12 protein-coding genes and 1 tRNA gene are annotated in these 13,785 nt (G+C 59.8%); 2 read left to right on the top strand and 11 right to left on the bottom strand.

Features of this window, described 5'->3' with window-relative positions:
- Positions 1 to 96 precede the first annotated feature (96 nt).
- Together LG294_RS05645 and LG294_RS05640 are read left to right on the top strand one after the other, a co-directional pair.
- The gene (locus LG294_RS05645) at positions 97 to 684 is read left to right on the top strand and encodes a hypothetical protein (RefSeq protein WP_404290329.1); all 588 of its coding nucleotides are present in this window, start codon (positions 97 to 99) and stop codon (positions 682 to 684) included.
- Positions 671 to 1,054 (top strand): DUF488 domain-containing protein, encoded by a 384-nt coding sequence (locus LG294_RS05640; RefSeq protein WP_404290327.1) that lies wholly within the window; start codon positions 671 to 673, stop codon positions 1,052 to 1,054. The genes LG294_RS05645 and LG294_RS05640 overlap by 14 nt, the downstream gene beginning before the upstream one ends.
- Before the next feature lie 235 nt (positions 1,055 to 1,289).
- Here the strand turns inward: LG294_RS05640 and LG294_RS05635 are convergent, their stop codons facing one another.
- The 11 genes from LG294_RS05635 to LG294_RS05585 form a co-directional block, all read right to left on the bottom strand.
- Positions 1,290 to 3,179 (bottom strand): FAD-binding monooxygenase, encoded by a 1,890-nt coding sequence (locus LG294_RS05635; protein ID WP_404290325.1) that lies wholly within the window; start codon positions 3,177 to 3,179, stop codon positions 1,290 to 1,292.
- 246 nt (positions 3,180 to 3,425) lie between these two features.
- Complete coding sequence (locus tag LG294_RS05630) at positions 3,426 to 5,138, bottom strand: ABC-F family ATP-binding cassette domain-containing protein (protein WP_404290323.1); 1,713 nt, start codon at positions 5,136 to 5,138, stop codon at positions 3,426 to 3,428.
- Between the two features lie 267 nt (positions 5,139 to 5,405).
- Positions 5,406 to 6,257 (bottom strand): PhzF family phenazine biosynthesis protein, encoded by an 852-nt coding sequence (locus LG294_RS05625; protein ID WP_404290321.1) that lies wholly within the window; start codon positions 6,255 to 6,257, stop codon positions 5,406 to 5,408.
- Between the two features lie 111 nt (positions 6,258 to 6,368).
- Positions 6,369 to 6,445, bottom strand: a tRNA-Pro gene (locus tag LG294_RS05620).
- A gap of 101 nt (positions 6,446 to 6,546) precedes the next feature.
- The gene (der, locus tag LG294_RS05615) at positions 6,547 to 8,079 is read right to left on the bottom strand and encodes a ribosome biogenesis GTPase Der (protein ID WP_404290319.1); all 1,533 of its coding nucleotides are present in this window, start codon (positions 8,077 to 8,079) and stop codon (positions 6,547 to 6,549) included.
- A gap of 103 nt (positions 8,080 to 8,182) precedes the next feature.
- Entirely contained in the window at positions 8,183 to 8,881 is a 699-nt protein-coding gene (gene cmk / locus LG294_RS05610; RefSeq protein ID WP_404290317.1) for a (d)CMP kinase, read from the bottom strand.
- Positions 8,863 to 9,966 carry a prephenate dehydrogenase gene (locus LG294_RS05605; protein ID WP_404290315.1) on the bottom strand — a complete coding sequence of 368 codons (1,104 nt, stop codon included), beginning with the start codon at positions 9,964 to 9,966 and terminating at the stop codon, positions 8,863 to 8,865. The genes cmk and LG294_RS05605 overlap by 19 nt, the downstream gene beginning before the upstream one ends.
- 3 nt (positions 9,967 to 9,969) lie before the next feature.
- The gene (locus LG294_RS05600) at positions 9,970 to 11,328 is read right to left on the bottom strand and encodes a pseudouridine synthase (RefSeq protein WP_404290313.1); all 1,359 of its coding nucleotides are present in this window, start codon (positions 11,326 to 11,328) and stop codon (positions 9,970 to 9,972) included.
- A gap of 99 nt (positions 11,329 to 11,427) precedes the next feature.
- Positions 11,428 to 12,018 carry an SMC-Scp complex subunit ScpB gene (gene scpB, locus LG294_RS05595; protein ID WP_404290311.1) on the bottom strand — a complete coding sequence of 197 codons (591 nt, stop codon included), beginning with the start codon at positions 12,016 to 12,018 and terminating at the stop codon, positions 11,428 to 11,430.
- Positions 12,011 to 12,886: a segregation and condensation protein A gene (locus LG294_RS05590; RefSeq protein WP_404290309.1), complete on the bottom strand. Its 876-nt coding sequence runs from the start codon at positions 12,884 to 12,886 to the stop codon at positions 12,011 to 12,013. Before LG294_RS05590 ends, scpB begins: the two co-directional genes overlap by 8 nt.
- Entirely contained in the window at positions 12,886 to 13,743 is an 858-nt protein-coding gene (locus tag LG294_RS05585) for a ParA family protein (RefSeq protein WP_404291653.1), read from the bottom strand. The genes LG294_RS05590 and LG294_RS05585 overlap by 1 nt, the downstream gene beginning before the upstream one ends.
- Positions 13,744 to 13,785: the final 42 nt, after the last annotated feature.

Raw genomic sequence — 13,785 nt, 5'->3', positions numbered from 1 at the left:
AGACTATCTCCAGATTAGCCTACTCAACGCTCAAGAGATAACGCGAAATTACACAATTTCAATGCTTGGCATGCTCAAACGTGCAATGATTCCTGCATGAGAGAGAATTCGAAGGCCACCGCGCCGATAACGCGTGGTGAATCCGCACCTATTGATAAGCGCTCAAATTGGAAATTACGGCTCATACTAGGCTCACTTGCCGTCATCATCATGCTCGCAATTTATGCGATCTCTACGATCTTTATGCCGGTCTGGTGGGCTACCCGAATTTCCAGCCAGAACGTCGGATCGGCCACCGGAGGATGGATTTCGGGGTTCTCTCTCGGGTTCGTCTTTACTTTGGTCCCTCTGCTCGTACTTTGGCAGATTCGTTACCGAAAGTTGAGCTGGCGATGGCGTGGGGCTATTGCGGTCCTGGCAATCATTCTCGCGCTGCCTAATTGGCTAACTCTAGGAATCTTTTGGAACGGCTCGGACGCTGCGCAGAAGGCTCAAGCAATTTTGAATACCGGTGCTACCTGGTTTGGTGGCGCCACTCTTGCTGGAGCTATCAGCGGCGCCACGATCTTCTTGATCATCCTCATTACGTGGCTGATATTGCGTCGGCGAGGAGCCCGGCTCAAAGCTCTTGAGGCGCAACATGAAACACAGCGCCGTTCCAACACGCAAAATGAAGCTCAATGACCGGAAAACCATGACAGACATCCTGATCAAGCGCGCCTACGAAGAAGCTGTAGCCTCTGACGGATTCCGGGTCTTGGTCGACCGATTGTGGCCGCGCGGGCAAACAAAGGAAAAACTCAGTTTGGAGCGCTGGGCCAAGGGCATCGCCCCGTCCACTGAATTGCGCAAAGCTTGGCACCATGATCCGGCGCGTTTTGATGAGTTTGCAGAGCATTACCGTCAAGAACTCAATCAGAGTCCTGCTCTCGACGACTTTCTGGAATTAGTCGCCAATCAACCCGTAGTCACGCTCGTTTATGCGGCCAAAAACGAGGAAGTTAATCATGCGGTAGTGCTTCGTGACTTTCTGCTGGCACAGCTGAACCAGTGACTTCGTCTTGCTCCGGTGATGGGGGAACAAAACATACGCCGTCGACACACGCCATATCCGACTCCGAGACTTGCTGCAGATCGATTTTGAATTCCATGGAGCTCCCTAAACTATGGCGTTTCTTAGAATAGAAAACAGCAATACAGAACTGAATATTCCGGCAACAACAATAATTGCCCTGCCACATGAATCGTGACAGGGCAATTATGCATCTTTATTCGGCTTCGGGAGTCTCTTAGTTCTTTGGAACCAGGACACCATCAAAGAAAGTCGCCAGCTCAGCGGTTGCATCAAGAGGCAGGATATTTGCAACGTATTGATCCGGACGCACGATTACAATTGCGCCGTCGCCCGAGATTTCACGCTTCTCATAGATATCTGAACCGTCAAGTACCGCGTAGACCTTCTCGTAGTCCATCAGCCCGTACTTACCATTGTTTGGACGGAAGACCTTCGGCGCGTCATTGAGGTTGAACGTGGTGTAGTCCTGTTGGAAGACCACTTTCACGTCAAAGAGAGAATCGATGTCGGCACCCGTTGGGGTGAACTTCACGATTGGCGAATCTGGAGATTCGAGCAACCACTTAGAAAGGTCCGTCACCTTCGAATCGGCGCCAGCCACAGCCTGGTCGGCGAACACGTAGATGCGGTATCGACCGTCTGCGCGGTGGTGGTGACCCAAATGTACCGGGTTGTTGTCACCCAAGCGCATGACCTCTGACGATTTGAAACGCTTGCCGATTGGGAAGCCCTTGGCCAGCTCCTGATGGTCTTTTTCACCGGTGAGGATCGATGGCTGATATTCGGTCATGAAGCCTGCAGGGAATTCTGCGGTTCGCACGTAGAACTCTGCGATACCTTCCTTGCCTTCGAATTCCTCAGGCTTGGCGGCCATCAATGAGGACCATTCCTTATCGAAGTCGATCAGGTTCTTTGCGATGACCTGACGTTCGCCTGAATAGGTGCGCAACAGTTCTTCTGGAGCACGGCCGGTCAGCACATAACCGAGCTTCCATGCGAGGTTGAAACCGTCCTGCATGGATACGTTCATACCCTGTCCGGCCTTGGCCGAGTGAGTGTGGCAAGCATCGCCGGTGATGAATACTCGTGGCTCTCGGGTACCGATCTCTTCGACTAATACATCATCGAATCGGTCGGTCAGGCGATGGCCAACTTCGTAGACGCTATTCCATGCAACGTCCTTCACCTCAAGGGTGTAAGGGTGCAAGATCGCCTTGGCATGCTCGATAACCTGGTCCAGGGTGGTCTCGCGGACCTTGCCCTTGTTGTCTTCCGGCACTTCACCAAGGTCCACATAGAGGCGGAACAAGTTGCCACCCTCGCGAGGGATCAGCAAGATCGAGCCGGCCTGGGAGTGGATTGCGCACTTCGTGCGGATGTCGGGGAAATCTGTCAGCGCAAGAGTGTCCATAACACCCCATGCATGGTTTGCTGCACCGCCGGCGAGCTGCGCGCCGATCGCACGACGCACGCCGCTGCGTGCTCCATCCGAGCCAACGACGTACTTTGCGCGCACGACGCGCTCTTGGCCCTTGGTCTCCCCATCGGTAGAAATCAAGGTGGCCTTGACAGGGTATTCCTCGCCGTCCTGGACTTCGAGGGTCTTGAATTCCCAGCCATAGTCCGGGGTGATGCGTGCTGGCGAGTTCTTTGCGTAGTCGGCAAAGTAGTCGATGACGCGGGCCTGGTTCACGATCAGGTGCGGAAATTCGCTAATGCCATGCGCATCATCGGGCGTGCGGGCGCCGCGGATGATGTTCTCCGGATTCTGCGGATCCGGCTCCCAGAAGATGGTCTCCTTGATCTGGTAGGCCTCGGCGGTAATATGCTCAGCGAATCCGAAGGCCTGGAAAGTTTCGACGCTGCGCGCCTGGATGCCGTCAGCCTGGCCGATTTCGAGACGGTGCGGGCGCCGATCGATGATGCGCGTGTGAACCTCGGGGAACTGCGAAAGTTGCGCAGCAGTAATGATACCGGCCGGACCAGCACCGACGATCAGTACGTCCATAGTCTCCGAAAGTTCGGCCGGTCGGTTGAGTCCGGTTCCGGCAGCCGGCTCGATGCGTGGGTCGCCCGATACATATCCATTGTGGTGAAACTGCACAGCTTCATCCTCACTTCTCTGTGAACGCTAGGCTCAAAACTTAGGTGTTCGATAATCGAACATTAGATTCGCATATCGCACACTAACTATAAGTGTATTGTGAACGTCGACACAAGCTGAGATTGCGTACGTCTCACCTTTCCCGAAGTCATTGGCTCAAAATCTACGCCGATAATACTTTTCTGGATATAGCCGTCCGAGCCTCAACTTAGAGAAACACCGGCCAATCGACGGCTTTTGTTGAATTCAGGAAACTTCAGTAACCATCCCGCCGGGTGCAACAAACAGGCGCCGCACTTGAAAGGTCTCGAACAACTTTTGCTGCCAACGCCGATCGTGGGTCACCGTAATGACGGTTCCGGCATAGTCCACTAGCGCTTCTTCCATGCTTTCCACGAGCTCTGGTGACAGATGGTTCGTCGGTTCATCGAGCAATAACAACTCGGCCCTGCTGGACAAGGCGACCGCCAGTTCCAACCTGCGCTGTTGACCCACCGAGAGACTTTGAGGATGGCGAGTGAAATCCTCCGGGTCAAAAAGCCCCAAATGCGCCAGCTTCACCCATGCTTGAGGTACATACTCATCAATTGCCAAGGCAAATGCTTCCACTACGCTTCGCCCGGGCAGGGATCCTAATTCTTGGCGTAACCACCGCACGTTCAAGTGCGAAGCGCGCGCCACTGTTCCATGTTCCTCCTGGAGCTCACCGGCCAGAAGTCTCAACAGTGCGGTTTTACCGGACGCGTTTGGCCCCGAAACCAGCCACCGCTCCCCCGGGCGGATGATGAAGCTGCCGGTGTTCACCGCCGGCGCATTACTACGTGAGGCACCATCAACAACGATCAAAGCCTCGCTGGCCCCATCGTTTTGCGCGACTGCCTCGGGCAAGGCAAAGTGCAATTCCTTGGCCGGTTCCACGGCGGGCGCTGCGGTTAGCTCGTTGATACGCGACTTGGCTTGACGGGTTTTGCTCGTGGACCCATGCGTACGGCTGCGTTGCCGAAACGCGCCGTGCCCAAATCCTGCCTTTTCGCGTTTTCTCGGTACCGCGGCCACCCTGGACGCATTTTTGAGCACAAGCTTCCGGGCTCGCTCGAGTTCCTGACTCCACGATTCGTGTTCGGCAATCAGTCGCTCTCGTTCCCGTTTCTTCTCGCTCAAGAAACCTTGGTAGCCATCGCCATAATGCTGCAACTTTCCCCGATGCACTTGCACGATATCGTGGGCGAACCTGCGCAAAAACACCCGGTCATGGCTGACCACCACCAATGCACCGCGATGGATGTGCAGACTCTCCTCCAGCCATACCAAGGCCGCCTCATCCAAATCATTAGTCGGTTCGTCGAGTAGCAATAGCTGCGCTTCGGCGCACAGCACAGCTGCCAAGGTCAGTCGGGATCTTTGACCGCCAGAGAGCGTCGCAACTGAAGCGTCTCGATCAAGCTCGCCTAAGCCCAACTGTTCCAAGGCGCGGTTAAGGCGATGTTCCAGCGTGTACCCCTGCCGTGCTTCGTAAAGCTCCGTCACCTGCGACAGCTGCACTAGAAGCCCTTCGGCTTCAGCAGCAGGGGAATTTTCCAAACGGCGGCCGATGGCCTCAAGCAAACGTTCAAGTTCGCGGAAGGTGCTGTGGTAGCCATCAATGGCCTGCTGGATGGTGGTGCCTGGTGCGAACTGTGGATTTTGGCTGGACATGGCGATTCCACCGGGCACATGAACTCTGCGTTGGCCCGAGCTTGGGACCAACGTTCCAGCTAGCAACCGCAACAGCGTGGATTTGCCTGCCCCGTTGTCGCCAAGTACCGCTAGCCTCTGGTGCGCGGCTACATGCAGTTCAATCTCCTGCAGCACATCGCGTTCGCCGAAGCTGAGGCTGACTTCCTGGAGCGAGCATTGGAAATTTTCGACGCCTTCTGCAGGACGCTGCGATTTTTCGGGGTGTATGGGTTCGCGGGACATGGGGATAACCTCCCTCGCGAGCCGAAGCGAAATTCCACTAGGGCTGCACGAATAGTCGTCGGCAAAGTGCCAGAAATGGACCGGGTTCACGAATTAATTCCGGGCTTAACCCAAGATTCGTGCCAAGGACCCACCGCGGAGTGTGACTCAACGCGGTGTCCCGATCTACAAAAACAACGTTCCCATGCATTCCACAGTACGCGCAGGCTTCACTGCCGCCAAGGTTCGCTACCGAATCTGCAACGCGCAGCGGTCCCAGCTGCGACCCTAAAGATCGATCTGACCCGAGATCGCCACGTGCGTTGCGCCTCCTACCCAGAGCTTGCCGTCGGCGACCGAAATTTCAAGGTGACCGCGGCGATTCATCGCCGTTCCCTGCCGCACCGCATAGGGCGCCGTCGCGCGATCGGTATCCAGCATCCACGCTGCGGCCGCCGCGTTGAAACTTCCAGTGACCGGGTCCTCCCGCATCTCGAAGCCGTCTTCGGTGAAGAAGGTCCGCACTTCGAAGTCTTCTCCGGTCGGGCTTGCGCCCGGTTTTAGTGCACCGATGACACCGATATTCCAATTGCCTGGGTGGCCGGAAGCATTGGGGTTCAAAGCCAAAACTTCTGCCGCGCCGGAAAGCTGCAGTCCGACCCAGCCCGGGCCATTGTCCATCCACTGGGCGGCGAGCACATTTTCGGCGGCGACGCCCAGGATCTCGATAACCTGCGCCAGATAGCCAGGTTCTACGTCGCCGGTGCGGGTAGCAGGAGGGGACACGAAGCTGAGCTTCTCATCTTGGATGCGGATCGGGACGAGGCCCGCTTCGCATTCGGCAATGATCATCCCGGCCTGGCGCGGCACTCCGCCCTGATCCAGCCACGCCCGAGCGGTCCCCAAGGTGGGGTGTCCAGCAAAGGGAAGCTCCGTGCTCAGACTAAAAATCCGGAACCGATAGTCGGCTTGCGGCGCGGATGGCGGGTAGACGAAAGTACACTCCGATAAATTCGACCACACCGAATAATCGCGCAGTTCCTCCTGGCTCAGTCCAGCGGCATCTAGCACGACGCCGACCGGGTTGCCTTTATAGTGCTGTGCACCGAAAACGTCGATCTGTCGGAAATTGCGCAACATGAGATGGGACCTTTCACCCGGGTATCAAAAATACTAGCGAAAGGCGCGCTCACATGCGTCTCGACATGCCAAAACCCCGGCGAAAACGAATTTTCGCCGGGGTTTTCCATGTGGTCGGGCTAGCGGGATTTGAACCCACGGCCTCCTGACCCCCAGTCAGGCGCGCTACCAAGCTGCGCCATAGCCCGATGCTCCCGCAGCCGTTATCCCCGTGCCTTTCGGCCCGGGGTGCCGTCTACGAAAAGCTCCTTAATTACCCTACCTCAAGTGCGGGGTAATTTTCGAACCGTTACCGGGTACGGCTACGGCGTTCACGGATACGCATCGAAACTTCGATCGGGGTGCCCTCGAAACCGAAGGTTTCGCGCAGGCGACGGGCGATGAAGCGGCGGTAACCCGGATCCAGGAATCCCGAGGTGAACAGCACGAACTTCGGCGGACGGGACGAGGCCTGCGTACCGAAGAGGATTCGTGGCTGCTTGCCACCGCGCACCGGGTGCGGGTGCGCCGCAACGAGTTCGCCGAGGAACGCGTTAAGCTTGCCGGTCGGAACACGCTTATCCCAAGATTCCAGCGCGGTATGCAACGCCGGAACCATCTTGTCCTTGTGCCAGCCGGTCAGCGCGGACATGTTCACGCGTGGCGCCCACTCGATGTGGGCCAGGTCGCGCTCGATCTCCTGCTCCAGGTAGTAGCGGCGATCCTCGTCCACCTCATCCCACTTGTTGAACACGATCACCAGCGCACGGCCGGCTTCGATGGTCAGCTGGATGATGCGCACGTCCTGCTCGGAAACGGTCTCATTGGCGGCCAAGAGGACCACCGCAACTTCCGCCTTTTCCAGGGCCGTCTGGGTACGCAGCGAGGCGTAGTAGTCCGAGCCCTGCGCCATGTGCTGGCGGCGGCGGATGCCTGCGGTATCCACGAAGCGCCAGACCTCGCCACCGAGTTCGATGAGCTCATCGACCGGGTCGCGGGTGGTACCGGCGTAATCGTCGACGACCACACGCTCGGAACCTGCGAGCTTATTGAGCAGCGAGCTCTTGCCCACGTTTGGACGGCCGATCAGCGCGATACGGCGCGGACCGCCCGAAGGGATCACTCCACCGAAGGCGGAGTGCGCCGGCAGCTTCTCCATAACCGCATCCAGCATGTCCGCGGTACCGCGGCCGTGCAGGGCAGAGACCGGCCATGGCTGGCCGAAACCGAGGCCCCACAGGCTAGCTGCTTCGGCTTCCTGGTTGAAATCATCGACCTTGTTGGCCACGAGGAAGACCGGCTTGCGCTTCTTGCGCAGCATCTTCACCACTGCCTCATCGGTCGCGGTGGCGCCCACGTGGGAGTCGACAACGAAAAGGATCGCGTCGGCCACGTCGGCAGCGATTTCAGCTTGATCGGCAACGGAAGCGTTGATGCCCTTGGCATCGTGTTCCCAACCGCCGGTGTCCACCACGGTGAACGGGCGGCCTAGCCATTCGGCCGAGTAGGAAACACGGTCACGGGTCACACCGGGAACGTCTTCCACGACGGCTTCGCGGCGGCCCAGGATGCGGTTGACCAAGGTCGACTTGCCCACGTTGGGGCGGCCGATGATGGCCAGCACCGGTGGGATGACAACGTCTGCTTCGTCCTCGGAGTCGTCGTCCAAGCCCGAAAGCAGGGCGGCGTCCTCCGCATCCAGGTCATAGTCTTCGAGTCCGGAGAGCAGGGCGCGGGTACGGATTTCCGCGTCTTCCTCGCTCAATTCGGCTAGGCGCTCGGCGATATCGTCGTCTACGATCGGGGTGTATTCCCCGTCGTGGGAGGTGTTGTGCTCGCTCATGATTTTCCCTTCAAGGCGATAGGTCCGGCCCGTGGTTGCGGGCGGGACGTGAATCTTCATCGGCTCTCGCCGAGGATGGGCGCCGATTACGGCTTAGTCAGTACTACTTTTTCGCAGCCGTGGTGATTGCGTCAAGCACGGCTGCGACGGTCTGCTCAAAATCCAGGTCCGAAGAGTCCACGGTGATGACTCCGTCGGCGGCCTGGGTGAAGTTCACTACCGTCGAATCTTTTTTGTCCCGTTCCAGCACCTGGGCTTGGAGCTGGCTCGCGTCTTGGGTTCCGCCGAGCTGAATTCCGCGGCGGCGCAGGCGCGCTTGTTCGGAAGCGGTCAGCAGGATGCGGGCATCAGCGCCGGGGGCGACGACGGTGGTGATATCGCGTCCCTCCGCGACGATGCGCGCGTTGGCAGCGATGATTTCACGCTGCCGGCGCACCAGCTCGGCGCGGGCCTCCAGGTTGGTGGCCACCGCCGAAACCTGCTCGGAGATGCGCGGTTCACGAATCGCGTCGGTCACCACGGTATCCCCGATGACCACATGTTCATGGTCCGGATCCACCGAGATCTCCAGCTTGGCCTCGCGCACCGCTTGGGCGATCGCGTGGGCATCGCTCAGATCGGTTCCCGCGTCGAGCACCGAATAGGTGATTGCCCGGTACATCGCACCGGTATCGAGGTAAGCCGCACCCAGTGCGCGGGCTACGGCCTTGGAGACCGAGGACTTGCCCGAACCGCTGGGTCCGTCGATGGCAACGACAAGGTTCGTCGGGTTAGCTGCGTGCGTCACTGGGCTACTTTCCATCCGTTGTTCGTCAATACGTTTATCAGTTCATCGCGCCGGCCGGGCAGCACCGACACGTCCACCAGGCCTACCTGGTGTCCGGCGGAGTGCTCCATGCGCAGATCCTCCAGGTTGATCCCTGCCGCTCCGATGTCTGCCATCAGCGCGGCGATCTGCCCCGGTTTGTCATCCACCACAACGGTGACCAGGGCGAAGGCCTGCGGCGGCGCACCGTGCTTGCCCGGAATCCGGGCCTGTCCGGCGTTGCCCTCGCTCATCAGCTGCGACAAGTCCAGCAGCGCCCCATGGCCCTGCGGATTGCGCAGCGTGTTGATCAGCCGGTCCAGATCTTCCTTCATCCCCGAAAGGATCGGGATCAACGCGGTGGCGTTATGCGAGAAAATCTGGATCCACAACTTCTCATCGCTGGCCGCGATGCGGGTCATATCGCGCAGTCCGTTGCCTGCCAGACCCAGCTGGTGGGCCTCGGCGTTAAGCAACCGCGAGGCGATCATCGAGCTGGCCGCCTGCGGGAAGTGGCTGGTCAGCGCGACAGACTCGTCGTGGGTCCGCACGTCCATGCGATGCAGGGTCGCCCCCAGATCGATGGCCAGCGCCTCGGCGGTCCGCACGCTGGCCGCGGAGGCCTGCGCATGTGCGCAGATGACCCACGGCATCGAGGTGAACAGCGCCCCACGCGCGGCGGCCGGACCGGATTTCTCCCGTCCTGCCATCGGGTGGGTTCCCACATAGCGCGCGCGTTCGGCCTCACCCAGTCGCTCGTCGGCGCAGACCGCGTCGAGGATCGAGCCTTTCACGCTGGCGATGTCCACCACCGTCGCGTTCGGGTAGGCCAGCAATGCGTCTGCCACCAGCGCGGCGGTGACATCCGGCGGAGCGCCGATGACCACCAGCTCCGGGGCAATGCGCGTCTGCGCCGCCAACGGCGCGCCGGCTCCAATGTCCTGGGCCACGCCCGCCGCGGTCGGCGAGATGTCCTGCAGGTAAACCGCCACGCCTTTGGCGCGCAGCCCCAGACCCACCGAGGTGCCCAGCAGTCCGGTGCCGATCACCAGCACCGGGCCGGCAAGGTGAGAGGTGGGCATGGGCTACATCCCCACCATGGCCATCAGGTGTCCGACTTCCTGGTTGCCCAGTGGCCGGATGGTTCCCTGCTTCTGGTCGCCCAGCTGCACCGGGCCGATGCCCACGCGCACCAGGCGCTCCACCGGGTGGCCAACCGCGTCGAACATGCGGCGCACGATGCGGTTGCGACCCGAGTGCAGGGTCACCTCCACCATCACGGACTTCGGCGTGGTGTCAATCACTTTAAGGTCATCAACCTTAATCCAGCCATCTTCCAAGCGGATGCCTTCGCGCAGGGCATTGCTCGCGGCGCGCGAAATCGGGCCAGGAACCTGCACCAGGTAGGTCTTTGGAACCTCGTACTTCGGGTGCTGCAGGCGGTTAGCCAGTTCCCCGTCGTTGGTCAGGATCAGCAGACCTTCGGTCTTGTAATCCAGGCGCCCGACGTGGAAGAGGCGCAGCGACTCGTGCTCGTGGCGGAAGTAGTCGGCGATGGTGCGGCGGCCCTCTGGGTCATCCATCGTGCACATCACGTGCTTCGGCTTGTTGAACACGAAGTACTTGTTCGACTGGTTCAGCTGCAGGCGCATGCCATCGACGTGGATCGAGTCTTTTTTCGGATCCACTCGGGCACCGAGTTCGACGACCAGCGACCCGTTGACCTCGACGCGGCCCTCGGTGATCATCTCTTCGCAGACGCGGCGCGAGGCGACGCCGGCGTTGGCCATGACCTTCTGCAGACGGATTCCGTCCTGGTTTTCTACGCGGTTCGCTTGGTTTTCGACACGAGCCTGAGCGCGAGCGCGCTGGGTTGGACGGGCATAGGTGGACTGCACCGAGTTACCGAAGCGCTCCTTGCCGAAGGCGCGCTCGGAGTTCTTTCCGAAGGCTGACGAGTTCGACTTGTCGCGGCTGTCGCCCGGCTTGCCGGACTTGGCTCCGGGCTTGGAGCCGTATGGCTTTGCACCGGATGCGTTCTTCGCGCCAAATGACTTGTTGCCCTCGGAACGGTTGCCATACGACTTCTCACCGTAGGAACGACCGCCCTCAGAGCGACCACCCTCGGAACGATTACCGTAGGACTTATTGCCCTCGGAACGGTTGCCATACGACTTCTCACCGTAGGAACGACCGCCCTCAGAGCGACCACCCTCGGAACGATTGCCGAAGGACTTATTGCCCTCGGAACGATTGCCATACGACTTCTCACCGTAGGAACGACCGCCCTCAGAGCGACCACCCTCGGAACGATTGCCGAAGGACTTGTTGTCATTGGAGCGGTTGCCGTACGACTTCTCGCCGTAGGACTTGTTGCCAGCGGACTTGCCGCCGAAGCTCTTGGGGCCACGCGGATTGCGCGGTGCCGAGGAACCCTTGTTCATGGTTCGTATTTCCCTTGTCTGTTACGTATCGCGGGCGCACCGCTCAGCCAAGCGGGACGCATCTGGTGTCCGGTCGGCATCCGTTACTTACGCGGATGCCTATTCGTCGTAGGTTGCCGAATCGAGCGATTCAAGGTCGGCCACTCCGGGAAGATACGGGGAGAGCGCCGGAAGTTCTTCCAGCGTGCCCAGTCCCAGTCGTTCCAGGAAGTACTCGGTAGTTTGGTACAGCGTCGCTCCGCCGTCGCCAATTTCCGGGTACTCCGTGATCAATCCTCGAGTCAGCAGTGTGCGCACTACCGAATCGACATTGACACCTCGAATCGCCGAAATACGTCCACGCGAGACCGGCTGTCGGTAAGCGATGACAGCCAGGGTTTCTAGGGCGGCCTGCGAAAGGCGTGCTGTTTGCCCGTCGAGCACATAACTGGAGACGAAATCGGCGTAATCGGTCCGCGTATAAAAGCGCCAGCCAGAGGAGACACGGCGTAGTTCAAATCCACGCGGACGATCTTTACCATCATACTCGGTCGCCAGCTCTTCTAAAGTGGTGGCAATCCGAGCTACCGGCAGGTCGAAGATTTCGGCCAAACGCGCCGTGGATACGGGGGAATCAGCGACCATCAGCACCGCTTCAAGCCCCGATTTAAGCCCTCCAGGGAGCTCGTCGATGGGTGCAATCTCACTCATGATCCCGCTCACCAGTGCTCCCCTCATAGCTGTCTTGCACCGCTTGGACATCAAAATCCTGCTCGCCGGCCAGCGAAATCTCCAGCCGTCCCAGCGGATCCTGCTGCGCGAACACGATGACCTTCTGCCTGAACATCTCCAACAATGCCAGAAAACGCACCACCACGACCAACTGTTCGCTGGTGTCTGCGATCAGTGCCGCAAAATCCAGGGTGCCGCGCTCGGTGAGCATCGCGGTGATCACCTCCGCCTCGGCACCGATGGTGACATTCGCCCCGTGCAGGTGCGAAAGCCCCACCTCGGTTATCGGTTCGGCTTTCGGGATCAGCGCCTGGGCGGCGAGCTGCGCGAACTTCTCCGGTCCGATGTTGAAGATCAGTTCCGGCAGCAGCGCGGCGAATTGCGGCTCCAGCGACACCTCGCGCGGCCGGCGGGCCGACTCCTCGTGGTAGCGCTGCCCTAGGAATTCTGCGGCGTGCTTGAACGCCTTGTACTGGAGCAGCCGGGCGAAGAGCAGATCCCGTGCTTCGAGCAGTTCGAAGTCTTCTTCATCGGCCATCTCCCCGCGCGGCAACAGCCGGGCGGCTTTGAGATCGAGCAGAGTTGAGGCGACCACCAGGAATTCGGTGGTCTCATCTAGCAGCTTCAGCCCGTCCCCGGAGCCCTGCATCTCCTTGAGGTACTCGATGAATTCGTCGGTGACCTCGGCCAACGCCACGTCGGTGATGTCCATTTCACGCTGTGTGATCAGGTGCAGCAACACATCGAATGGGCCGTTGAAATTCTCCAGTGCAAGGCGAAAACCGCCAGCCGTCTCATCCGTGGCGGATGGGTCGGTGGCGGTTTCATCGATGGCCTGCGCACTCATTAAGGGGCGCCACCACGGTAGATCAGTTCCTTCGCGAGGTTCCGGTACGCCACAGCGCCCGGGTGGTTGCCCGCGTAGGTGGTAATTGGTTCGGCGGCCACGTTGGCATCGGCGAATTTGATGGTGCGCTTGATGACCGTTTCGAAGAGCTTGTCCCCGAAGGCTTCCTCCAGGCGGGACATGACTTCGCGGCTATGCAGGGTGCGCGCGTCGTACATGGTGGCCACCACGCCATCGACCTCAAGCACCTGGTTTAGCCGGTCCTTGACCTTGTCGATGGTTTCCATCAGCAGCGCCACCGCACGCAGCGCAAAGAACTCTGCGGTCAGCGGGATGATCACGCCATGAGCCGCGGTCAATGCGTTGACCGTCAGCAGCCCCAAGGAAGGCTGGCAGTCGATGAGCACTACGTCGTAGTCGTCGATCACGTTGCGCAGCGCGCGTTCCAATGCCTGTTCGCGGGCGACTTCGTTGACCAGCTGAACCTCGGCGGCGGACAGATCGATATTCGCCGGCAAAAGGTCGATATTCTCCACCTCGGTGCTGCGGATCGCATCGGTGATGTCGACTTTGCGGTCCATCAGCACGTTGTAGACGGTCATGTCCAGCTCGTGGGGGTTCATGCCGAAGCCCGCGGAGAGCGCGCCCTGCGGATCGAAGTCCACCAGCAACACCTTGCGGCCATATTCGGCGAGCGCGGCAGCCAGGTTGATGGTGGAGGTGGTCTTACCCACGCCACCCTTCTGGTTCACCATCGCGATCACCCGTGCTGGTCCGTGCGATGGCAGTTCCTGCGGGGTCGGGAATTCGGTTAGCGGCTTGCCGGTGGGACCGAGCGGGAGGGGCTCCTTGAGCATTCCTGCGCCGCGCTGTTTACTTCCCTGCTGTTCGCTCACGAT

The sequence above is a fragment of the Glutamicibacter arilaitensis genome (assembly GCF_044793945.1).
GTDB classification, from domain to species: Bacteria; Actinomycetota; Actinomycetes; order Actinomycetales; family Micrococcaceae; genus Glutamicibacter; species Glutamicibacter arilaitensis_B.
Note: the sequence above shows the minus strand (reverse complement) of the source record. Positions and strands in the feature narration are given on the sequence as shown.

Bases quoted from the DNA above. Each gene is read 5' to 3' on its own strand.
- scpB (WP_404290311.1), bottom strand. From the start codon at position 12,018: ATGAGTGAGATTGCACCCATCGACGAGCTCCCTGGAGGGCTTAAATCG.
- LG294_RS05585 (WP_404291653.1), bottom strand. From the start codon at position 13,743: ATGCTCAAGGAGCCCCTCCCGCTCGGTCCCACCGGCAAGCCGCTAACC.
- LG294_RS05630 (WP_404290323.1), bottom strand. From the start codon at position 5,138: ATGTCCCGCGAACCCATACACCCCGAAAAATCGCAGCGTCCTGCAGAA.
- LG294_RS05640 (WP_404290327.1), top strand. From the start codon at position 671: ATGAAGCTCAATGACCGGAAAACCATGACAGACATCCTGATCAAGCGC.
- LG294_RS05645 (WP_404290329.1), top strand. From the start codon at position 97: ATGAGAGAGAATTCGAAGGCCACCGCGCCGATAACGCGTGGTGAATCC.
- LG294_RS05605 (WP_404290315.1), bottom strand. From the start codon at position 9,966: ATGCCCACCTCTCACCTTGCCGGCCCGGTGCTGGTGATCGGCACCGGA.
- LG294_RS05600 (WP_404290313.1), bottom strand. From the start codon at position 11,328: ATGAACAAGGGTTCCTCGGCACCGCGCAATCCGCGTGGCCCCAAGAGC.
- LG294_RS05590 (WP_404290309.1), bottom strand. From the start codon at position 12,886: ATGAGTGCGCAGGCCATCGATGAAACCGCCACCGACCCATCCGCCACG.
- cmk (WP_404290317.1), bottom strand. From the start codon at position 8,881: ATGGAAAGTAGCCCAGTGACGCACGCAGCTAACCCGACGAACCTTGTC.
- der (WP_404290319.1), bottom strand. From the start codon at position 8,079: ATGAGCGAGCACAACACCTCCCACGACGGGGAATACACCCCGATCGTA.
- LG294_RS05625 (WP_404290321.1), bottom strand. From the start codon at position 6,257: ATGTTGCGCAATTTCCGACAGATCGACGTTTTCGGTGCACAGCACTAT.